The sequence below is a fragment of the Paenibacillus odorifer genome (assembly GCF_000758725.1).
Lineage (GTDB): Bacteria > Bacillota > Bacilli > Paenibacillales > Paenibacillaceae > Paenibacillus_AQ > Paenibacillus_AQ odorifer.
Genome location: NZ_CP009428.1, coordinates 2327633 through 2349578, shown reverse-complemented (window position 1 = coordinate 2349578; position 21946 = coordinate 2327633). Strand labels below are relative to the sequence as shown.

The 21946-nt window shown below is 45.3% G+C and carries 26 protein-coding genes; 5 read left to right on the top strand and 21 right to left on the bottom strand.

Annotated elements, in window-relative coordinates; translation table 11 throughout:
- Window positions 1-51: 51 nt before the first annotated feature.
- Window positions 52-1113, bottom strand: coding sequence for a uroporphyrinogen decarboxylase (gene hemE / locus PODO_RS09895; protein WP_038569805.1), 1062 nt, complete (start codon window positions 1111-1113; stop codon window positions 52-54).
- 231 nt (window positions 1114-1344) lie between these two features.
- Here hemE and PODO_RS09890 point away from each other — a divergent pair, with 231 nt between their 5' ends.
- Window positions 1345-2565, top strand: coding sequence for an MFS transporter (locus PODO_RS09890; RefSeq protein WP_038569803.1), 1221 nt, complete (start codon window positions 1345-1347; stop codon window positions 2563-2565).
- Window positions 2566-2569: 4 nt separating this feature from the next.
- On the opposite strand, the gene PODO_RS09885 is transcribed toward PODO_RS09890, so the two are convergent.
- A complete protein-coding gene (locus PODO_RS09885; RefSeq protein ID WP_036689230.1) occupies window positions 2570-3199 on the bottom strand; it encodes an O-methyltransferase in 630 nt (209 codons plus the stop codon).
- Window positions 3200-3401: 202 nt separating this feature from the next.
- On the opposite strand from PODO_RS09885, the gene PODO_RS09880 reads away from it, so the two are divergent.
- Both PODO_RS09880 and PODO_RS09875 read left to right on the top strand, forming a co-directional pair.
- A complete protein-coding gene (locus PODO_RS09880; RefSeq protein ID WP_036689227.1) occupies window positions 3402-4541 on the top strand; it encodes a THUMP domain-containing class I SAM-dependent RNA methyltransferase in 1140 nt (379 codons plus the stop codon).
- 209 nt (window positions 4542-4750) lie between these two features.
- Window positions 4751-6790: an LTA synthase family protein gene (locus PODO_RS09875; RefSeq protein WP_038569800.1), complete on the top strand. Its 2040-nt coding sequence runs from the start codon at window positions 4751-4753 to the stop codon at window positions 6788-6790.
- Between the two features lie 522 nt (window positions 6791-7312).
- Here the strand turns inward: PODO_RS09875 and PODO_RS09870 are convergent.
- The 9 genes from PODO_RS09870 to PODO_RS09830 all read right to left on the bottom strand — a co-directional run bounded on the left by PODO_RS09870 (window position 7313) and on the right by PODO_RS09830 (window position 13201).
- The gene (locus PODO_RS09870) at window positions 7313-7552 is read right to left on the bottom strand and encodes a YuzB family protein (RefSeq protein WP_036689224.1); all 240 of its coding nucleotides are present in this window, start codon (window positions 7550-7552) and stop codon (window positions 7313-7315) included.
- A gap of 41 nt (window positions 7553-7593) precedes the next feature.
- Entirely contained in the window at window positions 7594-7896 is a 303-nt protein-coding gene (locus PODO_RS09865) for a HesB/IscA family protein (RefSeq protein WP_036689223.1), read from the bottom strand.
- Between the two features lie 126 nt (window positions 7897-8022).
- Entirely contained in the window at window positions 8023-8274 is a 252-nt protein-coding gene (locus PODO_RS09860; RefSeq protein ID WP_038569798.1) for a hypothetical protein, read from the bottom strand.
- Window positions 8275-8384: 110 nt separating this feature from the next.
- On the bottom strand, window positions 8385-9593 hold the full coding sequence (locus PODO_RS09855; RefSeq protein ID WP_036689219.1) for a M14 family metallopeptidase: 1209 nt from the start codon (window positions 9591-9593) through the stop codon (window positions 8385-8387).
- 306 nt (window positions 9594-9899) lie between these two features.
- Window positions 9900-10706, bottom strand: a complete 807-nt coding sequence (gene racE, locus PODO_RS09850) for a glutamate racemase (RefSeq protein ID WP_036689641.1) — start codon at window positions 10704-10706, stop codon at window positions 9900-9902.
- 255 nt (window positions 10707-10961) lie between these two features.
- Window positions 10962-11441 (bottom strand): YtxH domain-containing protein, encoded by a 480-nt coding sequence (locus PODO_RS29975; RefSeq protein WP_051491605.1) that lies wholly within the window; start codon window positions 11439-11441, stop codon window positions 10962-10964.
- A gap of 100 nt (window positions 11442-11541) precedes the next feature.
- Window positions 11542-12207: a helix-turn-helix transcriptional regulator gene (locus tag PODO_RS09840; RefSeq protein WP_038569796.1), complete on the bottom strand. Its 666-nt coding sequence runs from the start codon at window positions 12205-12207 to the stop codon at window positions 11542-11544.
- Between the two features lie 58 nt (window positions 12208-12265).
- Complete coding sequence (locus PODO_RS09835; RefSeq protein WP_038569794.1) at window positions 12266-12706, bottom strand: DUF86 domain-containing protein; 441 nt, start codon at window positions 12704-12706, stop codon at window positions 12266-12268.
- Between the two features lie 207 nt (window positions 12707-12913).
- Window positions 12914-13201 (bottom strand): Dabb family protein, encoded by a 288-nt coding sequence (locus PODO_RS09830; RefSeq protein WP_036689213.1) that lies wholly within the window; start codon window positions 13199-13201, stop codon window positions 12914-12916.
- A 164-nt stretch (window positions 13202-13365) separates the two neighbouring features.
- On the opposite strand from PODO_RS09830, the gene PODO_RS09825 reads away from it, so the two are divergent.
- On the top strand, window positions 13366-13950 hold the full coding sequence (locus PODO_RS09825; protein WP_036679391.1) for a helix-turn-helix domain-containing protein: 585 nt from the start codon (window positions 13366-13368) through the stop codon (window positions 13948-13950).
- Between the two features lie 151 nt (window positions 13951-14101).
- Window positions 14102-14905 carry an MBL fold metallo-hydrolase gene (locus PODO_RS09820; protein WP_038569792.1) on the top strand — a complete coding sequence of 268 codons (804 nt, stop codon included), beginning with the start codon at window positions 14102-14104 and terminating at the stop codon, window positions 14903-14905.
- Window positions 14906-15017: 112 nt separating this feature from the next.
- On the opposite strand, the gene PODO_RS09815 is transcribed toward PODO_RS09820, so the two are convergent.
- The 10 genes from PODO_RS09815 to rpmG all read right to left on the bottom strand — a co-directional run bounded on the left by PODO_RS09815 (window position 15018) and on the right by rpmG (window position 21904).
- A complete protein-coding gene (locus tag PODO_RS09815; RefSeq protein WP_038569790.1) occupies window positions 15018-15653 on the bottom strand; it encodes a class I SAM-dependent methyltransferase in 636 nt (211 codons plus the stop codon).
- Window positions 15654-15656: 3 nt separating this feature from the next.
- The gene (locus PODO_RS09810; RefSeq protein ID WP_038569788.1) at window positions 15657-16022 is read right to left on the bottom strand and encodes a hypothetical protein; all 366 of its coding nucleotides are present in this window, start codon (window positions 16020-16022) and stop codon (window positions 15657-15659) included.
- A 16-nt stretch (window positions 16023-16038) separates the two neighbouring features.
- A complete protein-coding gene (locus tag PODO_RS09805) occupies window positions 16039-16809 on the bottom strand; it encodes a GNAT family N-acetyltransferase (protein ID WP_080742458.1) in 771 nt (256 codons plus the stop codon).
- Window positions 16787-17221 (bottom strand): DUF6157 family protein, encoded by a 435-nt coding sequence (locus PODO_RS09800; RefSeq protein WP_080742457.1) that lies wholly within the window; start codon window positions 17219-17221, stop codon window positions 16787-16789. Before PODO_RS09800 ends, PODO_RS09805 begins: the two co-directional genes overlap by 23 nt.
- Window positions 17222-17370: 149 nt before the next feature.
- A complete protein-coding gene (rpsN, locus tag PODO_RS09795) occupies window positions 17371-17640 on the bottom strand; it encodes a 30S ribosomal protein S14 (protein ID WP_038569786.1) in 270 nt (89 codons plus the stop codon).
- A 26-nt stretch (window positions 17641-17666) separates the two neighbouring features.
- A complete protein-coding gene (locus PODO_RS09790) occupies window positions 17667-18770 on the bottom strand; it encodes a metal ABC transporter substrate-binding protein (RefSeq protein WP_038569785.1) in 1104 nt (367 codons plus the stop codon).
- Window positions 18760-19626 (bottom strand): metal ABC transporter permease, encoded by an 867-nt coding sequence (locus tag PODO_RS09785; protein WP_036679378.1) that lies wholly within the window; start codon window positions 19624-19626, stop codon window positions 18760-18762. Before PODO_RS09785 ends, PODO_RS09790 begins: the two co-directional genes overlap by 11 nt.
- Complete coding sequence (locus tag PODO_RS09780) at window positions 19572-20279, bottom strand: metal ABC transporter ATP-binding protein (RefSeq protein WP_038569783.1); 708 nt, start codon at window positions 20277-20279, stop codon at window positions 19572-19574. The genes PODO_RS09785 and PODO_RS09780 overlap by 55 nt, the downstream gene beginning before the upstream one ends.
- A 218-nt stretch (window positions 20280-20497) precedes the next feature.
- Window positions 20498-21706 (bottom strand): GTP-binding protein, encoded by a 1209-nt coding sequence (locus tag PODO_RS09775; protein ID WP_036679375.1) that lies wholly within the window; start codon window positions 21704-21706, stop codon window positions 20498-20500.
- A 48-nt stretch (window positions 21707-21754) separates the two neighbouring features.
- On the bottom strand, window positions 21755-21904 hold the full coding sequence (gene rpmG / locus PODO_RS30510) for a 50S ribosomal protein L33 (RefSeq protein ID WP_076098468.1): 150 nt from the start codon (window positions 21902-21904) through the stop codon (window positions 21755-21757).
- Window positions 21905-21946: the final 42 nt, after the last annotated feature.

Genomic DNA, 21946 nt, shown 5'->3' with positions numbered 1-21946 from the left:
TCCGTCCCCTTTACAATTTAATAGCGTGGAACATATAAATTCTTATATTTTTTACGAACGTTGCTTAGCCGTTTTTTGTAATACTTCCTGAGAATAAGCGTGAATATACTCCGTCAATTCTCTAAGTTTGTCTAATGAGGCCTCCGGGAATAATCCATGGCCCAGATTGAAGATATAACCTGGCTCAAGTACACCTTCATCGATCAGTGCTTTCGCGCGTTCCTTCAAGAGGTCCATCGGAGCTGTAAGCAAATATGGATCAAGATTTCCTTGAATCGCAAATTTATTGCCTATTCTGCGTCGACCTTCAGTCAAGCTAACTCGCCAATCCAGCCCGATTACGTCTGCTTGAAGCTTCGTAAGACTTGGCAGCAATTCTCCAGAGCTTACGCCAGGAAAGTATATTTTAGGTACATCAAGATCAGATAATTCGGAAAAAATACGAGAAACCGTCGGCAGCACATACGTTTCAAAATCGCGTGGAGCAAGCGCACCAACCCAACTGTCGAACAATTGGAAGGCCTTTCCTCCACTCCGCACATGACTTCGGAGGTACGTGATAATCATATCGCCCAGCTTGTCCATCAGCATTTCCCAGACACGGGGTTCACTGTACATTAGCTCTTTCGTACGGATATATCCTTTGGAAGGTCTACCTTCGATCAAATAGCTGGCAATTGTAAACGGCGCGCCTGCAAAAGTGATCAAAGGAACGTCCAGTTCCTTATCGAGAATAGCAATCGTTTCCAAAATGTGGCTCAGATCACCCTCCACATCAATGGGTTTTAGTCTCTCCACATCAGCTGCACTACGGATCGGATTCTCAATCACTGGACCGATATCCTTAACGATATCGAATTTCACTCCGATTGAAGCAACTGGATTCATAATGTCGGAATACAAAATGGCCGCATCCACACCCAGCTTGCGAACGGGCATCATGGTTACTTCTGCCGCCAGCTCAGGCTGCTTGCAGATTTCAAGCAACGAATACTTTTCCTTGATTTTACGGTACTCGGGATCATAACGGCCGGCCTGCCGCATGTACCATACGGGAACGTGCTCCGTGTCCTGCTTTCTACAGGCGCGGATAAAAGTGTCATTGTAGGTCATGATAAGATCTCCATTATATTTTATTAGATTTTTTTAATCGGCATATCTACTATTATGCCCTTTTTAAAAGCTTGTAACAACTAATACGAAGAGTTTGGAATGACAATCCTATGACATTACTATGACATGTGTTGCACACATTAAGCTGCAAAAAATGATATACTGATAAAATGGCATTTTTTCCGTGAATCATATATTCTCTGAAATTCTTTGAAAGGATGTGAAAGCACTATGAAGAAATGGGAGACCTGGAAGGTCAACCTCTTAGTGCTTTGGTTCGGGCAATTTTTGGTGAATGCTGGAATGACAATGATTACACCCTTCCTGACCTTGTACCTTGCGAAGGATCTTGGTGTCCAGGGTGAACATGAAATTGGAATCTGGGCGGGACTTATTTTTGCCGCAAACTTCTTAACCTCTTTCATATTCCAGCCATTATGGGGCAAGCTTGCAGACAAGTATGGCCGTAAGATCATGTTGCTGCGTTCCAGCTTTGGGATGGCTATTGTCATGGTATTAATGGGCTTCGCACAATCCCCTTTACAGCTGCTCCTGCTCCGTCTCTTAAACGGTACAATCTCTGGCTTCAATCCCGCCTCCATCGCACTGGTGTCAGGTACTACCCCCAAAGAACGTATGGGCTTCTCCATGGGATTAATGCAATCAGGATCTGTAGCAGGAACAATTCTAGGGCCACTGATTGGTGGCTTACTTGCCGATTTAATCGGATTTCGGCCGATTTTTTATGTCGTTGGGGCCTTGCTCTTTATCGCCTCTCTCCTGGCATTATTTCTTGTTAAGGAAAAATTCGACCGCGCCGAAGCTGCACAGGAGCCGCAGGTTTCTGTACTCGCAGGTTTGAAGGAATTAATCAAAATCCCTCAGCTGCCAGCTCTATTCGGTGTAACCTTTCTGCTGCAATTTGCAATGATTAGTCCTATGGCCTTGTTGCCACTTTATGTAGAAAAATTAAATGGACCCGCCGAGAATATAGCCTTCTTGGCCGGAATGGTCAGTGCCGTTACAGGGATCTCCAATATGCTGGCTTCTCCCTTGCTTGGTAAGCTAAGTGACAAAGTCGGCGCACATCGTATTCTGACCTATGCGTTAATTGGCGCTTCACTATTCCTAATTCCGCAGGCATTCGTAACTAGTGTCTGGCAGCTGATTATAGTCCGTTTCCTAATGGGAGTCTTCATGGGTGGACTGTTGCCCAGCGTTAATGCGCTTATCCGCTCCTATACCCCTGACGGAAAAGAAAGCCGCGCATTCGGCTTCAACAGCAGTACATTGGCGCTAGGCAATATGCTGGGAGCTATCTTGGGCGGCTTTCTATCAGGTTACATCGGAATTGAGGGGCTTTTCATTATATCCGGCTGCTTGCTGCTGGTTAATACGATTTGGGTTCGATTGAAGCTGTACAAAGTAACAACACCGCGGTTATTTCGCTAATCAGCTATTTCACCATCGCTAGCGCCAATCCATCATAGGCAGGCAGACATGTACTGATAAGACGTTCATCCGTGGCGATCATCTCATTGAAGTGGCGCACAGCCAGGATGGCAGGACCATTTCTATCTGTATTTAAGGTCCGTCCACGGAGAAAAATATTATCACCCGCAATGATCGCTCCTGGATTGGCCAGCTTGATGGCATATTCCAAGTAGTTAGTGTAGTTCAACTTATCTGCGTCAATGAAAAAGAAATCGAACCTAGCGCCCTCTGCTTCCAGTGCCTTCAGGCTGTCCATTGCGGGTCCTATTCTATACTCCGTAGTATCGCCGAAGCCTGCCAGCTCTAAATTACGTCGGGCAAGCTCGGCATAGTCGGCTCTCAGCTCTAGCGATGTCAGTGTGCCACCTTCAGAGAAACCGCGGGACAAGCAAATTCCGCTGTAACCGCCAAGTGCGCCAATTTCCAAAATACGCTTAGAGCGAGACAGTCTAACTAGCATGGTGAGCAGTCTTCCGTACCCCGGCTCGACAGACACCGGCGGCATGCCTGCTTGGACGATTGCTTCTTTTACTTGAAGCAGAATTTCGTCCTCTGTATAAAGTTGTTCACTGTATTCTTCTTGCGTAAGCATAAAGATTCTCCTTTGAGGATCCCCCGTTTGCTCATAGTAAGGGATGACGGGGAACATTTTATGATTTATGGAATGCCGGGCATTGTGAAGTGTCCCACATTCCCCTATACTTGTATGGATGCTTTAAAGGACGACAATGTCGTCTCTTCTTATTGTACTGGCTTTTTGTATTTATCTACAAGTTAAACGGAGTTGAGAGTATTTGAGCAAATTACAATTAATCGCTACTGCCCCTATGGGTTTAGAAGCTGTGGTAGCGCGCGAATTAAACGAACTGGGTTATGAGACCAAGGTCGAGAACGGACGAGTATTATTCAGCGGTGATTACATCGATATCTGTCGCTGTAACTTGTGGCTGCGTACATCTGACCGCGTATTGGTTAAAATGGGCCAATTCCCTGCTAAAACCTTTGACGAGTTATTCGAAGGGGTTAAAGCTTTGCCTTGGGAAGACTGGATTCCAGAGAATGGAGAATTCCCGGTTGAAGGACGGTCCCATAAATCACAACTAACGAGTGTACCCGCTTGCCAAGGGATTGTCAAAAAAGCCATCGTCGAGAAGCTGAAGCTTTCGTATCATACAGACTGGTTCCCGGAGAACGGTCCTCGATATGTGATCGAAGTGATTTTATTAAATGACATCGCTTTGATCACATTAGATACCACAGGACCCGCACTTCACAAACGTGGTTACCGCAGACATGCAACAGAGGCTCCACTGAAGGAAACAATGGCTGCTGCACTAATCCAGCTTAGCCGCTGGAATGGCCATCGGCCGCTGTTCGATCCATGTTGTGGTTCGGGAACACTGTTAATTGAAGCCGCCATGATCGCTTGGAATATTGCACCAGGACTACGCCGCTCATTTCCATCTGAACATTGGCCAGTCATTCCGAAACATCTTTGGGAAGAGGCTCGCGAAGAAGCTTTCGATGCTGTGCGCGACGATTATCCTTTGCAATTAACGGGTACGGACATCGATCCAGAAGCAATTGAAATTGCTGAAGCCGCCGCCAAGAGTGCTGGACTGTCCGGAGAAATCACCTTCAAAGTGATGGCTGCCGCCAAAGCAAGACCTGAAGGAGAATATGGTTGTATCATCACCAACCCTCCATATGGTGAACGGATCAGTAATGACAAAGAAGTGGAGAAGCTGACCCGCCAGTTTGGTGAAATGATGATATATCTGCCAACATGGTCATTTTTTGCGATTAGCCCTTACAAGGAATTCGAACAATTTTACGGTCGTAAGGCAGACAAACGCCGCAAACTGTATAACGGACGTATCGAGTGTCAATATTATCAATACTTGGGTCCACTTCCACCTAGAAATCCGAAATAATTAGGATCACCATTGGTTTGAATGCAGAACGGACATCTACCTCGTATCGTATGAGGAGGGTGTCCGTTTTTCTCCGAGTATAAGACAGTTTTAGTTTAACACCCATCCTTTACGCTCTTATATTTCTAAGAGAAACGTTTGTCATCTAAAAAAGACAACAACGTTGTTTCTTCTCGTTTTATTTATTTTCTGTGCTAGGAGGCTTCAAAATGTCAGTTTTTCCATCAAGTCGGAGCAGCACAACCGTAACAAGTACAATAGCTTCTGTGATTCGCTCCCGATATATCGGTTATCTCCTTTTTCTTGGCATCATGCTGGCCAAGTTATTATTTCTGCATAGTGGGCTGCATGCTCCCAATATAGATATGAACCAGCAGGACAAATGGATCGCTGTAGGTTCAGTCATGTTATTGTCTTTTTGGACCCTGTGGCTTCCCCGCCGGGGACAGACGATAACGTTGTTAAGTATAAACTTGCTTCTGACGCTGCTTATTTATTCGGATATCGTCTACTATCGTTATTTTAAGGATTTTATCACGGTACCCGTATTGTTTCAGGCTGGACAGATGGATGCGCTTGGTGGAAGTATCTTCGCCCTACTGCGTCCTTCCGATCTTTATTTGTTCGCTGACTGGCTATTTCTTATTGCATACGGAATCGGCGTAGGATTATACCGCCGCAAATCCCATACATACTTGTCTAATGCCGTCCCTCGCCGTTATGGGCAATCTCACTCTTATTCTCAAACCGGTTATTCCCGCCGCTCTTCACGCCTAAGCAGGACGCTAAAAAGAAGCGTGAATGGGATCGTTGCTCTGGTGCTAGGTTGCGTGCTGACCTTTGGACCTATCCACACCTACGCTACTACCTGGGCTAAAGATCTATTCACTGGCAACTGGTGGAGTCTCGCCATGTATAACGTAACCGGACTAATCGGTTTTCACGGTTATGATATTTACTTATATGCTAAAGATCATCTTGGTCCGCAGCCCGAGCTTTCACAAGAAGAAGCCACCTCGATGCAGCTCTGGTTCAATGAACAAAACACTGAGCAAAGTGCCAATAATGACAGCTTTGGAGAATACAGCGGAAGCAACATTGTTGTTATTCAAGCTGAAGCTTTTATGAACTTTGTAGTTGGACGCTCAATATCCGGCCAGGAGATCACGCCTAATCTGAACGCTCTAATCAAAGAAAACACCTATTTCAGCAATTACTACCATCAGACCTCACAAGGCCGAACTTCCGATGCGGATTTCACGTCCAACGCTTCCCTGTACCCGCTGGTCTCCGGCTCGGTATTTGTCCGTTACCCGGATCATCAGTTTGACACGCTGCCTGCTATTTTGAAATCAAAGGGCTACAGTACCAATGCTTTTCATGCGTACGAAGGTAGCTTCTGGAATCGGCAGATTATGTATAACGCGATGGGTTATGACCATTTTTATAACAAAAAAGACTATACAATAGACGAACCTCTAGGCTGGTCTCTGGGTGACAATTCTTTTTTGCGGCAATCCCTCGATATTATGGACACTTCAGAAACGATACAGCAGCCCTTTTATTCATTTTTGACTACACTATCCAGCCATCATCCTTATTCTCTCCCTGCAGATAAACAAGGGCTTGATACTGGAGAGTTCAAGGGCACGATCTTAGGAGATTATTTGCAGGCTGTTCACTATACGGATGAAGCTTTAGGGGAAATGGTCAAAGAGATGAAGCAGCGTGGGCTGTGGGATAATACCATTGTTGCTTTCTATGGAGATCATGATAATTCGATCCAGGAGATCGCTTATTACGAACAATTTCTCGGCAAAAGCCTTAGCGCACTCGATATGCAGCAAATAATGCATCAGGTTCCCTTGCTCATTCATCTTCCAGGCTCTAACGCCTCTGTCCTAGATTCAGCTCCAGCTGGTCAGTTGGATCTTACACCTTCCTTGCTCCATTTGCTCGGGATCTCACGTGATCCTTATTATCTCATGGGCAATAATCTGTTTAGCGGGCATGAGCGTCTTGTAACGCTGCGATCCGGCGCCTATGCCGATGCAAAGCTGTCTTATCTCCCCAGCGAGAATGGGCAATTTGCCAGCGGAACCTGTTATAGTCTCGAAAGCCGCGAAGCCGTGGACGTAGGGGAGTGCAGCATCGGGTATGAGACCAGCAAGCTCCGCCTACAGATCTCCGACGATATCATGAAATATGATGGAATCAAAAAGCTTAAGAATACACAATCTGCACCTTAAGCTTATATCCCGGTAAATGAAGAGACTGTCCACAAAACTATCGAAAAGGGCTGCTGCGACATCCTCTCTATGTTGGACACTAACTCCTGATCGTTGTTGGAAGCACGTTGGGTTTTCCGACTTAGATACGCGAAGTATCTCACTAACGGACACAGCTGACCTTAAACCCAGCAATATCCGAGATTTGGAATGCTAACGGACTCCAGAGCAGCTATTAGCCTGAAAAACGCCGATATGAGCCTCTTTTCTGAGGAATAGCGTCCCTGGGGTCCGAAATCTTGCATTAACAGCTAAAAACACGCAAATAACGTCATCTGAGTCCGTAACCCCTGTGAGATGGTGGGATGGTGGGATGGAGAAATGATGAGATGATGGGATGATGGACACGATTGAAGAAAGCCGTCAATGACCAGAAAACGCAGAGCAGCGATCCTCCAATAACAGGAGAATCGCTGCTCTGTTTACTTTTACTGAGAATGAAGAGGGATCGACCCTATTATCTTAGTTGATAAGAACTCAGTATTATTTCTGAACGGAGGGCTGTTTGATAAAAGCTTCTGCTTTCTTCAACACTTCATCCTCCGTTGGAGCACTCACATAACGACCATTCACATAAACAAAAGCCCGTTTGCCACATGGACCGCAGTACGACTTGCAGCCGACCTTGATCTCGGCATCAGGTGCCATTTTTTGCAGCTTAGGGATAATACTTTTCAACTTCATGAAATTACATTCATCGCACACTTGTATTTCGTTAGCCATGGAGCAACCCTTCTTTGTGTTCGAAATTTACAGGCGAGTGTTTAGTGATCGCCGTGATTACCTTTAGAGGGATTCGTAATGACAAAACCTTCTTGTGGAAGATACAAATAATCAACGACCACACCATCAAGGAGTGGTTGACTCGGATCAAGAATAACATCGATTTCCTTATCTGTCGACACTACAACATCGTTCTCTTTAGGCGTGTCCAAGTCCAGTCCGTAGTGAGCATGATCACCGTGTGCATGTGTAATTGCTACGCGCAGCTTCAACTCGCTGTTTCCTTCAAGCTCCATTTGTTTCTTTATCACTTTAGCCGCATTGCGGGTAATTTTGACCTTCATCTATATTCCATCTCCTAGTCCGAAAATTAAATACTCAATTACTTATTTTAAAGGTAAATGACATCTAAAAGCAACTATATTAGCTAATTAGCTCTGAAGTTCTTGTCGAAAATGTGTGGTGCGATCCTATTCACCCTGCTGAAGTGTAGGATATTTCCGCCCCATTCGTGACCCGAACCAGCCCATTAGCAGCATGGTCACTCCAATATCATCGATCGGAATAAATGGCATGAAGTCCGGCAAGACCCAATAGAGCAGTACTGGAATTGTAAATAACAGCTTGTCCCCCATTGCTACTTTAGGGGAGCGGATGTATTGCCAGGAGCTACTGAAGATATGGGACCATTGTTTTAGTGACAGTATTTTTTTCAGTTTCATGGTGACCCTCCTCCCAAGTAAAAAGGATACAGCCGCGGATAACGTGTAGTGACGACAGCGGCCATACCCCATGTTTTATTTTACGCAAGTTTACTGCAAATGTTTCATAATTATTTCACATTAGAAAGGAGCGTTGCCAATATAAGTCCTGTTTCCAAGGCCATATCTTCAAAATCTGCTAGTGGCAGCGGATTTTTGCCGATCCCCAGCTCCACCGTAAATCCAGGTTTGCGGAAGGTCTGAATAAACCAATCCTTATATCCGGCATCACTTCCAGTCAGCTCCACTGCCCGGTAACTGCTCGCAACTGCCAGCTGCGCGGCTAATTCACGGCTCTCGGGAGGTTCATACCCCCGGTAGTTCCAATAAATCTCTCCTCCTTGGCTATGCAGAGACACTGCAGCTTCGCCAGGCGCTGCCTCAGCCAGGGCAGCCAGAGCGGCTGCTTCTGGCTCACTCAGCGGCTCAGGGCCGCTGTAATCCCGCGGTGAGGGCAGCCTTACTCCCCGACGTTCCCGCTCCTCTTCCCAATGAGCGGGAAATTGATCCCCAAGATCCACACCGCGGATGTTAGCTTTCCAATGCCGGAAGCTGCTTCGTCCACCATTCCATTTCATGAGGTCATCATAAAACGGATGGTCTGGCAAAACCCCTTCCTGAACCAGCTCCACGCCATCTGGATTAGCCATAGGCACGACCCATAATGTCCAGTTTTGGAACCAAACCTCAGGACTGTGTCCATTCCATTCCAAGCCTTCAGCATAAGCTGTTGCATACTCCTCTATGAAGGACATCAAGCATGGCGAAGTCAGCCATTCATTGGCATGCAAAGCGGCGTTAACATGCAGATGACGAGTGCCATTCCCGATCTTGAGTACATGGAGCGGCTTGCCGAGCACGCTCGTGCCTATTGTGGCTGCTTGTATAAACGGGTATTGGACAAGCAAGCTGTCAATGTCGCTCTCAACCTCAGCCGGACCGTACTCCCCGCGCAGAAACACCACGCGGTCTGGAATTGGGGGTGGAATGACAAGTATTTTTCCAGGTGTACAGCAGCGCCCTGAGGTCACACCAGGATTAAGCTTCTCCAAATCCTCTAAATTCACCTTAAATAATGAGGTTATCCGTTCTGGAGTGTCCCCTTCCTGCACAGCATACCTTTTACGCGGCGAAGATGGCAGAAATAAAACCTGACCTGGGTATAAATAAGATTGTCTCCCAACCCATGGATTACCTTGAATAACATGCTCAGGAGTTAATCCATGTAGAGCGGCAATTCGGCTTACGGTATCTCCCCTGTTTGCAATATATTGTCGCATTAGGTCTCATCCTCTCGGCCTTAAATTGCTGATACAGCAATACAAAAACAGCGGCATACAGCACTTAACTCTATTGTATGCAAGCGCCACTACCCGGCATGAAGGAGAAATGAATCACAAGAAAAAACAACGTCATCGCCCTTTATAGATGGCAACCGTTTCTCATGAAAAATAAGGATATTACAGTTCCGCAGCATATAAGTGCTTATATTTCAAAAAAACAGACTGGGAAATGTGCTTTCCCAGTCTGTTTTTCTTTTACACTCCCATGGAGTTTGTCCCTATTCAATTCAACATTGCTCCTGCTTATAACGTGGATACTTGCCACACTACTGGGGTGCGTCTAATTTGTTCTCCAAGCCAGTCTCGCGCGATGCTTTGAAACATCTCAGCATCACCGCTGCAGAAAAACTGGTGAATTGGACTTTCATCCCCGATGGACAGCTTGCCTTTATCATATAAAATTGTGCTGATCTCACGAGCGGTCTCATCTGCAGAACTGATCAGCTTGACTCCCGATCCCATAGTCTCACCAATGGGTTCTACAAGAAATGGATAATGAGTGCATCCTAAAATTAAAGTATCGATGTTAGTGTCTTTAATGCCTTCTAGTGCCTCTTCTACGATATCGTAACTTTTCTCTGAGCGGAACTTGCCTTGCTCGACGAGTGGGACAAGCGCTGGACAGGCTTGACTTACAACCTCAACAAAAGGGGACAACTGCTTTAATGCGTTAGTATAAGCACCGCTGTTGATAGTTCCTACCGTACCGATCACGCCGACATGTCCGCTTTTGGTTGCGCTAATTGCTGCGCGGGCTCCGGGATGAATCACCCCAATTACAGGGATGGAGACCTTAGCTGAGATATAATCGAGTGCCGCAGCTGTTGCGGTATTACAAGCGATAACGATCATTTTAGGATTAAACTGGATCAAATAATCTACAATTTGTTCAGTAAACAGTTGTACTTCCTCGGTCGAACGGGGTCCGTACGGAGCTCGGGCAGTATCTCCGAAATAAATGATCTTCTCCCGCGGGAGTTGCCTCATCACTTCTTTGACAACTGTTAACCCTCCCACACCTGAGTCTAATATTGCTATAGCTTGCTGCACGAACACACCGCTTCCTTCTACTTGTTTTGTGTAGCTTATGTAAGGTGAAAACAAAATGTACCTGGCTTTCAGCCCCAATTGCAGATATTACTCCTTTTGCCCTCTGAGTTCAAGACTAGTCTTCTTCCATCATTTAACAAGCGGGTGCAAACTAATTAAAAAAGCCACCCTCCGCCCAATGCGAAAAAGCGGCTCTATTATAAGAGAATGAGTACTCTTTTACCACTGAAACAGAGGATTTAAACCACGGTTCCATTATAGAATTTCTTTATTAACCTTGTCATCTTGAACGACTTCTTCAAAGCTGGCTTCTTCACTTACATCTTCACTTATAGTGGCCTCAACCAACTCAGTTTCCACTTCCAAAGTGGCAGCAGCCTCTTCAACAGCTTCTACAGCGTCAACTGCTTCTACAGCTTCTTCTGTAGCGATGCCGCTGACAGTTACTGTAATTTTTTCTTCTTCATCAACAGCATTCGCACATGATTTGCTCCATTCCCGAACTTCATGCACTACATGCCCAATCGAATCTTTTGCCTTGTCATAAATCTCAATGCTCTTATCTCCCGCTTGAACGGCAAGTTCTTGAACCTTTTCAATACCAGCGGTAGTTCCTTCTGCAATATCCTTGCGCAGCTCTTTACCTGGTTTAGGCGCGAACAGCAATGCTGTCACCGATCCAACCACACTGCCGACTAAAGCGCCCCATAATAAACCTTTGGTGTCCTTTTTCATCGTTTCATCTCTCCTTTAAATTCATTGCTCCCCGCTCTACCGGGCTAATGCCTATATCTGCTATATCATAAGCAGCAGGGGATTGTCTTGTGACTAATTATTATAACTTTTCAGAAGTTTTGTCTGTAACATTTTTGGGTACGATAGCGTAGCGGCAGCAATGGCCGCCCTCTGCCATACATTCATTACGTGTTACCTTAGCATCCAGCAGTTCTTCGAAAAGACTATGCTCACATTGGCAAGCCTTACGATACTGGGTAGCCACTTGGCGAATCGGGCAATTGTACTCCCTTATGACATATGAGCCATCCTCTTCACGGTTCCATTCTGCCATATATCCACCGGCATTTTGGATAGAAGATAATTCGGCGACGCGTTCTTCCAAATTGCGCCGTTCCATCATCGGAGCATACTGAGCGAGCATCCGGCGGCGGCGGCCTTCAAATAATGTATTAACAGCATCCAGTCCACTGCCGTAATCCAATTCACGCAGAAGCTCCAAAGCCAAGTTGTGATAACTTTTTGGAAAATATTCTTCGGCTCTCTCCGTTAATGAGTACATATGTAAAGGCCGCCCCATCGCTTGCCGGACCACTTTTGTCTTTGCAAGTCCTTCTTGCTCCAGCTGAAGCACATGACGACGGACACCCATCTCTGTAATTCCCAACTCTTCTGCCAGCGCGCCGATGGTCAGTGTTCCTTTCGTCTTCAGGAGCGTCATAATCATTTGTCTTGTCGATCCGTTTTCCTGCCCCATCTTCATCATAAAGGAACCCCTCTCTTTCACGGCTATCGCCTATTCTATGTGATTCTATCCTATGCTATTATAGCGGTACACTGGCTCCAAGCTCCTGGTCCAAATATTTCCGTACCTCAACGGCAAACTGCTCAAGCACTTCCGAAAGAATGGGGGTAAGTGGATGCAGATCACCTCTCTCCCAGGCATAATAATCCTGAACGAGTGGCTTACGCAGAGCAACTAATTCTATCAATCTTTCATAAATCTCACTTTGACCTAGCACTTTCTCTTCATGAATAATAGAAATTATATCCTCATAACTTCCAGCATCACGCATAATAAACCCGTCAATGAGACAGCTACCAACGTCTGTTACAACCTCTATTGCCAGATGGAGGCTGCGTTCCTGTATTAGTCCGGTTAGTGTTGTACCATCCCAGGAAGCTGCTACAGTCCGAAGACCAGCGGTAATATCAGGGATTTGAGCAAGAATGGTTTCGATTTGATTGCGGTTGACATAATACACAGCAATACCCCCATATCGATAATAGTTAGAGAATCGTCCTAATCTCTACTTACCGCGTTTGCCACGGCGTTTCAGCCAGAAGAACATTACGAAACATGCTCCGAGAAAAACGACTAAATAAGTTAACGCTTCCATTGGATACTCAAGCTCACGCATTCCTGTCACCGCTTCCGGTATAAAATGATGATACTATATTCAAGCAGCAGCTTAAATTTCGTAATCTACAGCAATTGAGAGCTCTTTGACTTCATTAATGTGAGCAATAACTTCTTTATGAGCCGGATGAACCTGATACGCCTGTAAATCCTCTAGAGAAGCCACTTCTGTGACTAGAGCAATATCAAAGGAACGATCGGAATGAATGATGTCAGCACCCACCTCGATGGAGAGAAGCTGCGGAATCTTGCCTTCCATATTACGCAATACCGCTACCGTTGCCGCTACGCTTTCTTCGGACCGATCTTTTAATTTGAAAAACACAATATGTTTGATCATTCTATATCGCTCCCTAATGTAATATTGTAATTAGATATTAAAAATATATCATAAGCGTAGCTGTTCTGAAAGAAACTTAAACAGTGTTGTCAGAAATAGCAGCATTAACCATTGCCGATATACCAGAAAGTGTTGTAGTATATTTTTAAAAAATCGGAGGAATTATGCCTAATAACCAACAAGAAACTCATAATATCCAGGCGTGGTCTCTGATCAATCGCAAATACCTTGGACAAGGCGTTCGAGTCAAAAGATTTCGCCGTCCAAAGCGCAGCCAGATTAGAAACCGTGTGCTGCTTGCTGTATTGATGGCTAAGGATATCAAGCTGTCACGACTCGCAGAAGAGCTTGGTATATCCTCACGCAGTGTAAGCGCTTGGGTATACGAAGGTCGTATCCCTTCCAACAATAACATTGACAAGACCTGCCGCCTATTGGGGTACCCACCCCACATTCTGTTCAATGAAGCATTGATTCGTCAAAGCCCCATTGTATGTCAGCCTACACCCTCACGATTTATGAAAAGAAGTATTACCAGTTCACCGCGCAGCAATGTTATCCTGACCGGACTTTGTATGGTTTACGATTTCTCAGTAACGGATGTAAGTATTTGGATAGGCGTCCATCCCGGAACGTTTCGGAAATGGCTCCACAACAGCCATCTGCCGACCCCTGCTCTGCAGGAAAAAGCCGAAGCTTTCTTTCGGATTCCACGCCATATTCTATTTGCAGACTGCGGAACGCTCTAATACAATCCTCTCACAGAACACGTTTAACACAGCCCTTCTTCAAGAAATCATGAGAAGGGTTATTTGCCATACCTTTTTTTCTTAAAAAGAGGTCATACTACTGTATGTAGATACATTGTGTAGTACTAAAGAACGGGTCAGGAGGCGCAAGATGAAACTTAACGGAATACTGTCAAAGGGCTATACCGATACTTGGAATGTGGCCCCTGGTGTCATTGGACTTCGCACTATGTTTGTAAATGTCGCATTAATTGGCCAGCCCTCTTCGGATTGGGTTCTTGTAGATACTGGTCTTAGCTCATATACAGGCAATATTATTGATTTTGCTACGGAGCATTATGATAAGCCTCCGGTGGCAATTATCCTGACGCATGGGCATTTTGACCATATTGGGGGTGTGAAAAGGCTTGTTGAGGAATGGAACGTGCCTGTATATGCTCATCCGCTAGAACTACCTTTTCTGACAGGTAAAGAAGATTACCCTCCAGCCGATCCGGCCGTAGGCGGCGGGCTTATGAGCATGATATCCCCTTTATTTTCACATCATGGCATTGATCTTGGTTCAGCCGTTCACCCCTTGCCGGAAGACGGGACTGTCCCTGGTGCGAAGGGCTGGGAATGGATCCATACCCCTGGACATAGTCCCGGGCATATCTCCCTGTTCAGGCCTGAGGATAGAGTCCTGATCGCTGGTGATACGTTCCTTACGGTCAAACAGGAATCCGTATTTGCAGTGGCTACGCAGCATCAGGTGGTGCATGGCCCACCCTCTTATTTCACGACAGACTGGGAAGATGCCGAGAAATCAGTCCGTACCCTTGCCTTGCTGAATCCACATCTTGTTCTTTCGGGACATGGAGTACCCATGGAAGGTGAGGAGCTGTCTACCCAGCTTGCTCATTTATGCAAAAATTTCAAAGAAATGGCGCTACCGGGTCAAGGTAAATTTGTGTAAATAAGGTATTCCTGATCATCGAGCAGAGGTCTAGGGAAAAAGTCCCTATAATTCATTTGATATAGCCGATTCTACGGATATTCAACGAAATTATAGGGAGTTCCTCCCTATATTATTTGCTAAGTGCAGATTTACGTGCGACTATATATCTCAGTATGTATTGATGGTTTTTTCCAAGCGGCCCACATAAAGTCTCCACACATGAGCCGGTCGTAATTATTTTCGTACCTGCAAAATGTTGTCTTAAATCTTCATCACTAAAAAAATGGGCATATTTTCCCTCTTTGTATTCGTAGGTTCCCGGTTCCAAAAGTGTTCCACAGCCGTTGTTCGCATCCTCATCGGAAAAACTGGTAAAATAGAGCAAGCCATCCGGCCGCAGCTGTTCCAGACAATTAGCTACGAGCCTGCGGCGATCCTCTTCGAGAAATAAATGCAACACGTCATAGCAGTAGACAGCATCAACCTGTACTTCAGAAATAGTATCTAATACGGAACCTGAGATAAAATGGCTCTTGGGATCCCATTCTGCCGCCATCCTTAACGCATCCTCGCTTAACTCAACGCCTAAGGTCTTAAACTCATCTGAGAACACCTTCGTATTTCTTCCGTATCCCGCACCCGGGACTAAAACTGATTTCACGTCATATTGCCGAAATATCTCCCTTGCTGCCTGGGCTGTAGGACTAGGTTCACTCCCCCAGATCATGCCTTCCTGAGCAAATCTTCGACTCCAGTATTCGGACATAGATTAGACCTTCTTTTTAAATTTATTCGCTAATTTCATCGCAAGGAATTGAGGGATCAGGTTTAGCATACTAAAAAATAAAAACGATCCTGTAGGTCCAAGTGGTTTGAAAAACGTCCCGTCCCAACCGCCTTCTCCTGACAATTTGCTAATAAAATAATACGAAACAAACGCAGAAGCGATATTCCCAATGACTACAGCAATTATATTATTAGACCATTTTCCCAAAAAAGCTATTAGCGATGTTATGACGATCATCATTAAATAACCAACCATTGAACCATTATTGAAATCTTTATCCATCGCGAAATATACAAATGGAAAACAGTACACACTAATGATCAGGAGATTTAATCCTAATTTTCTCACCGCATCCCCTCCTCAGCTAGTTTTTCACTCTATACCAATACTGATAAATCTCCTTAAAACCCAGCTTGTCATACAAGGCTGAAGCCCGCGTATTCGCTTGCACAACTTGCAGAAAGGAAGTTGTTGCTCCCTTTGCTCTACCCCAATTAAGCAACGCTAGCAGCAGCTGTTCCGCCATTCCCTTTCTACGATGAGCAGGGGAAGTGACAATATCATACAGACCCAAGTATCCATTCTGAATCACACCAAGTCCGCAGGCGGCAGGAACACCATGATTAAACAACAGGACATAACCCTGCTGCAAATGTGATGCAGACAACATTCTAGTTAAGGTTTCCCGGTTCTTGCCAGACAACCCGGTAAGCTCACTGAAGGCGTGCAGCCACTCTTCAGTCAAGCTCTCCTGCATCTGAACCGTATAACACAGATCGGGGCTCGCTAAGCCCCCCAGATCAAGAAGCCTTACCGATGAAGGCTCGACAATTGTATAACCGCGATCCGCAAGCATCTCATCAAGCTTTGCCGGCTGGATATAGGGGGTTATTTTGAACACTGGCTGTAGTCCAGCATGCTCATAATACCGCTCCGCAAGCTTGATTTGTTCTGCGAGATCAACCTGAGAGCTGTCAGCCCCGTATAATGGATTGACCGAATTGGCCCTTTTTGTATAACCAGCTGCCGTACGTAGAATCCAGCCCTGCAGGAGAACGCTCTGCTCCGCAGGCCAAGTATTAAGTGTGATTTCTTCTATGAATTTATACAGCTTATTCCTCTCCTCTTGAAGCACGTTTGTTACGCATCGCAGGCAGTAATTTCACAGTTCCCTCCTCTTGGGAAGTGAAATAGTCATATTCGGGAGACTCTTTGCCATAAAGAGCTATTTTACCCTCACCGTTATAGTGAACACCCCAACCAAACCGCTTCGGCAGCAGTGAAGCCCTTAGACAAGGATGATTTTTGGAAAATAGCTCGTTCCATATTTGTTCCTTACGGGCCAAACGTTCTTCCTGTGGAATTTGTTTATGGCGCACATGAACCTCGTACAGAAGTTCTTCATGATTGTATTTGTAGGGCTCATTAATTAACAGTTCATATTGAATCACATGTGCAGGCGGGAGCGTTCGGCAAGACATCGGAGGAACTCCGATTTCCTCAGGGCAGTCCTCTGCTACACGAATAAAAGTATCGGTATAGCTCATTTGCATCACCTCCATATTAAATAGAAATATATTCCTTCTATGATAAATCATTTTCCTATTCTTAGCATAGCCGAATTTTCTAAAGTCCATGATGGATGAGCAGCAAAAACGGCCAATCCTCTAAACTACGGAGGATTGGCCGTTCTCATTTACCAACTCGACTTGGTAATACCCGGAATCTGGCCTTTATGCGCCAATTCGCGGAATACAATTCGGGAAACATTAAATTTGCGCAAATAACCTCGAGGTCTGCCAGACACTTGGCATCTATTTTTTTGACGAGTTGCGGAGGAATCACGTGGCAGCTTTTGCAAAGCCATATAGTCCCCTTGTTCCTTTAGTTCTTTTCTTTTAACAGCGTATTTGGCGACTAGTGCTTGTCTCTTCAATTCTTTCACAACTTTAGATTTCTTGGCCATGTTCATTCTCCTTCCATCCTTTAAATCTACTCGTTCAATGCACTCTTCAAGGCTTCCAGGTTCTGACGCATGATTCCTAAATAATCCAGGTTTTGACTGCGATCTTCCTCTGTTAATCCTTCAATTGGGTTTAGAACGGCTGCTTTGGCACCAATCTCTTTTGCTATTGTGTCTGCCACACTGGAGGATACAAGTGTCTCGAAGAAAATCGTCTTCACTTTATGCTCTTTCGCAAACTCCACAATCTTACTCATATTTGCGGCAGAAGGCTCCTGCTCCGGAGATAGTCCGGCAATCGGGACCTGAGTTAATCCATACTGCTTGGCAAGGTAACCAAAAGCCGCATGCTGAGTGATAAAATCCTTGCGTTTAGTATCCTTAAGACCGTCCTTAAATTCTTGATCCAGTTGCTCCAGCTTAGCTACATAAGCCTCTGCATTTGTCTTAAAATCCTCGGCATGTTCAGGTGCGGCAGCAGCTAAAGCTGCTTCAATGTTACGCACTTCTTGAATGGCTAGTGTAGGATTGAGCCACACATGCGGATCTAATCCACCGTGATCATGCGAATGCTCTTCATGAGCATGTTCTCCTTCTTCATGCGCATGTTCTCCTTCTTCATGAGCATGCTCCCCTTCTTCATGAGCGTGCTCCCCTTCTTCATGAGCATGTTCTCCTTCTTCATGGTGGTGGTCAGCTTCTTCCTCTTCCGTGCCTTCCATGATGTCCAGACCCTTGCTCGCTTCTACAGTAATTAACGGAGTGCCAGATACACTTTCCAGCACCTGGTCTACCCAGCCTTCCATTCCTGCGCCATTATAGATCAGCATATCCGCATCTGAGATTTCTGCCATATCTTGTGCAGTCGGTTCCCAATCATGGGGTTCGATTCCTGCCGGTATGAGTGCTTCCACGTCCGCCAGATCTCCTGCCACATTTTTGGTAAACTCGTAAATTGGATAGAAACTGACTTTAATATTTAGTTTAGATGACTCTGGAAGGGCTGTGGCTTCTGCGGCTCCAGAAGCATTCGTAGTAGTAGAAGAATTACTGGCATTATTATTACCGCAACCTGCGGCAATAAGTAACGCGGACAGGGACAAAATGGCTAAATGATGGATTCTAAATTTCATTGAGAGTTGTAACTCCTTTTCTGGAAATAGATTTATGAATTCGCCGACGATTTCTAAGTCGGATCAGCTTCTGTACCAAAATTGCGATTAATAAAAACGATAGCAGTATAAGAGCAATCGTCCCACCAGGCGGTGTATTGATGTAATACGAGGCACTTAGGCCACTAAAAACGCCGAGTAACCCTACGCCAATTGATATCAATATAGCTGTCGTGAAACCAGACGCTATACGCAAGGCAATCGAAGCTGGCAAAACAATAAGCGCTGAGACTAACAGCACTCCAACAACTGGCATCGCAGCAGCTACTGTCATTCCAGTTAGTACAGCAAACGAAAATGATAACCAGCCCACATGAACTCCACTAATACTAGCGGTCTCTTCATCAAAGGTCAGATTATATAAAGATCTGCGTAACACAATAAAATAGACCAGACCGATTACAGCAACCGCAGCGATAATCTTTAGTTGAGTGTCGCTGACCGCAACGATGGAACCAAACAGATAGGAACTGAAGCTTTTACTTAAATTCTGCTTTAAGCTCATAAGTACAACTGCCAATGCTAATCCAGAGGTCATAATAATAGCTACCGGAAGCTCGCTATATGTACGATAAGAACGTCGAAGCTGTTCGATGACAATACCACCGAGAATCGCCACCATGAAACCACTTAGTGCCGGATTAAGCTGAAGTATTGAGCCTAGTGCTACTCCTGCAAGCGAAACATGAGAGAGGGTATCCGCCATTAGGACCTGACGGCGAAGCATGAGATATACCCCGAGCAGCGGACCAATAATGCCAATTAAACCACCGGCCCAAAATGCACGTTGCATGAATTCGTAACTAAACATTGCCAACCCTCATTCTCCTTTCGTTCCAGGCTGATCAACGTATCCAGATAGGAACTGGTCTCTTCCAGGCCATGCGTCACCATGATTACGGTCCGGCCGTGTTCACTGACATCATGGCGCATCAGCTTATAGAACCCAATGCGACTGTCCAGATCCATTCCCGTAGTAGGTTCATCGAGAACCAATATCTGCGGCTGTTGTGCCAATGCTCGAGCGATGCAAATCCGCTGCTTCTGGCCGCCTGACAGTTCTCCTATCTTCCGGTCTCGCAAATGCCACATATCCACCTGCTTTAAACTTTGCTCGACGATCTCGTCCTGCTCAGGTGTAAAGCGTCTAAATAATCCCAGCCTTGGATAACAACCCGAGCGAACCAGTTCGATCACCTTACTTGGGAATCCTGCGTTAAAAGAAGCTACCTGCTGTGGAACATAGCCGATAACCATCTTTCCGTTATCTGATAACTCTTTATTCAACTGAACCGTTCCACTCCATGGACGAAGCAGGCCGAGCATTAGCTTCAGCAGGGTGGTCTTAGCAGCTCCATTGGGTCCCGTTATACCAATAAACTGTCCGGTATGAATATCTAATGAAATGTTATCAAGGACAGCTTCATCCCCATACCCGAACACTACATTCCGCATGGATGATAGGATCATCGTGCCTCGCCTCCCTTCTGACTGATGTTATGTCCATCTCGGATTAAATCGTAAGTATTACGATTTAACAAATTTGATAATATCGTAATCATTACGATTTGTAAACCCAAAATTAAAAATTAATCGTAATAATAACTATTAGACCTCTTTTTCATACAGCAAAAATCCGGAATCCCACCTTCTGGATTCCGGATTTCCATCGCTAATTTACTAAGTATCTATTCCTCAGCAGCCGCAAGGAGTTCTTCAACAGGCCACGGAAGTGGATTGTTGAACTTTGTCCAATCCTGCTTCAGCTCCTCCACCGTCAGCAAACATCTGTCCAATCTGGCTTCGAGTTGTGCCTGATCTATATTTACACCGATAAATACGATTTCATTTATTCTATCGCCCCACTGCTCGTCCCATTTCGCCTGCAGCTCAGGTTCGCTTTCCAGTACCTCCAGCTGCTGATCCTTAGGCATTGTAGCCAACCAGTAGCCAGCAGGTCCGAACTGAATAGAAGGTCCTGCCTGACTTATAGTAGCTGCAAGATCACCTTTTGCAGCTACCCATGCCACACCTTTTGCCCGAACGACCTCTTCCGGCCAGTTGCTAAAGAAAAAACTTAATCTTTGCGGGTGGAAAGGTGTTCTCCGGCGATAAACAAAGGAAGAAATTCCGTATTCCTCCGTTTCAGGGGTATGGGTCTCTTTATTCAGCTCCGCGATCCAACCAGAGGATAAGCTTGTTTTCTCAAAATCAAACAATCCGGTATTCAGAATTTCCTTCGGATCTACTACGCCGTTAATCGTGCGGATCAGCTTGGCAGACGGTTGAAGCTTACGGAGCACAGCTTCAAGCTTGTTGAGTTCATCTTCTTTCAACAGATCACACTTATTAAGCAGCAAGACATCACAAGTTTCGATCTGATCAATAAGCAGATCCACAATATCGCGGAAATCTCCTTCGCCAGCCGTTTGGTTGCGGTCCATCAGACTATCACCAGAAGAGAAGTCATGCCAGAAACGCCCAGCATCCACAACAGTCACCATCGTGTCTAATTGAGCAAGCGAAGTCAAATCAATATCCAACTCGGGATTGGCATAGGTAAAGGTCTGTGCCACTGGTACAGGTTCGCTAATGCCTGAGGATTCAATCAGGATGTAATCAAATCGCCCTTCCGCAGCCAGCTTTTGTACTTCGACAATCAAATCATCACGAAGCGTACAACAGATGCAACCATTAGACATCTCAACTAATTTCTCTTCTGTTCTAGAAAGCGTATTTCCGGACTTCACCAGATTCGCATCCACATTGACTTCACTCATGTCATTTACAATAACAGCTACTTTAAGCCCGTCACGGTTGTGCAGAATATGATTCAGCAGCGTTGTTTTCCCAGAGCCCAAATATCCACTGAGCACGGTAACAGGGAGCTTTTTCATCTATACCACTCCTATCGTTTATAAAATCAAGATTAAAAGCCTCCGCCCTTAACGGGTTTCGCGATGTAAGGTTACTCTCTTTAGGCGTGGACAATATTTTTTCATTTCCATACGCCCTGGATGATTTCGCTTATTCTTGGTAGTGGTATAGTTGCGATCTCCTGTCTCCGTACATGCCAAAGTAATGATTACTCTCATCGTTTCCATCTCCTTTTGGTTAAATCGTAATAATTACGATTA

Bases quoted from the DNA above. Each gene is read 5' to 3' on its own strand.
- hemE (WP_038569805.1), bottom strand. From the start codon at position 1,113: ATGACCTACAATGACACTTTTATCCGCGCCTGTAGAAAGCAGGACACG.
- PODO_RS09890 (WP_038569803.1), top strand. From the start codon at position 1,345: ATGAAGAAATGGGAGACCTGGAAGGTCAACCTCTTAGTGCTTTGGTTC.
- PODO_RS09885 (WP_036689230.1), bottom strand. From the start codon at position 3,199: ATGCTTACGCAAGAAGAATACAGTGAACAACTTTATACAGAGGACGAA.
- PODO_RS09875 (WP_038569800.1), top strand. From the start codon at position 4,751: ATGTCAGTTTTTCCATCAAGTCGGAGCAGCACAACCGTAACAAGTACA.
- PODO_RS09870 (WP_036689224.1), bottom strand. From the start codon at position 7,552: ATGGCTAACGAAATACAAGTGTGCGATGAATGTAATTTCATGAAGTTG.
- PODO_RS09865 (WP_036689223.1), bottom strand. From the start codon at position 7,896: ATGAAGGTCAAAATTACCCGCAATGCGGCTAAAGTGATAAAGAAACAA.
- PODO_RS09860 (WP_038569798.1), bottom strand. From the start codon at position 8,274: ATGAAACTGAAAAAAATACTGTCACTAAAACAATGGTCCCATATCTTC.
- PODO_RS09855 (WP_036689219.1), bottom strand. From the start codon at position 9,593: ATGCGACAATATATTGCAAACAGGGGAGATACCGTAAGCCGAATTGCC.
- PODO_RS29975 (WP_051491605.1), bottom strand. From the start codon at position 11,441: ATGAAAAAGGACACCAAAGGTTTATTATGGGGCGCTTTAGTCGGCAGT.
- PODO_RS09840 (WP_038569796.1), bottom strand. From the start codon at position 12,207: ATGATGAAGATGGGGCAGGAAAACGGATCGACAAGACAAATGATTATG.
- PODO_RS09830 (WP_036689213.1), bottom strand. From the start codon at position 13,201: ATGATCAAACATATTGTGTTTTTCAAATTAAAAGATCGGTCCGAAGAA.
- PODO_RS09825 (WP_036679391.1), top strand. From the start codon at position 13,366: ATGCCTAATAACCAACAAGAAACTCATAATATCCAGGCGTGGTCTCTG.
- PODO_RS09820 (WP_038569792.1), top strand. From the start codon at position 14,102: ATGAAACTTAACGGAATACTGTCAAAGGGCTATACCGATACTTGGAAT.
- PODO_RS09815 (WP_038569790.1), bottom strand. From the start codon at position 15,653: ATGTCCGAATACTGGAGTCGAAGATTTGCTCAGGAAGGCATGATCTGG.
- PODO_RS09800 (WP_080742457.1), bottom strand. From the start codon at position 17,221: ATGAGCTATACCGATACTTTTATTCGTGTAGCAGAGGACTGCCCTGAG.
- rpsN (WP_038569786.1), bottom strand. From the start codon at position 17,640: ATGGCCAAGAAATCTAAAGTTGTGAAAGAATTGAAGAGACAAGCACTA.
- PODO_RS09790 (WP_038569785.1), bottom strand. From the start codon at position 18,770: ATGAAATTTAGAATCCATCATTTAGCCATTTTGTCCCTGTCCGCGTTA.
- PODO_RS09780 (WP_038569783.1), bottom strand. From the start codon at position 20,279: ATGATCCTATCATCCATGCGGAATGTAGTGTTCGGGTATGGGGATGAA.
- PODO_RS09775 (WP_036679375.1), bottom strand. From the start codon at position 21,706: ATGAAAAAGCTCCCTGTTACCGTGCTCAGTGGATATTTGGGCTCTGGG.
- rpmG (WP_076098468.1), bottom strand. From the start codon at position 21,904: ATGAGAGTAATCATTACTTTGGCATGTACGGAGACAGGAGATCGCAAC.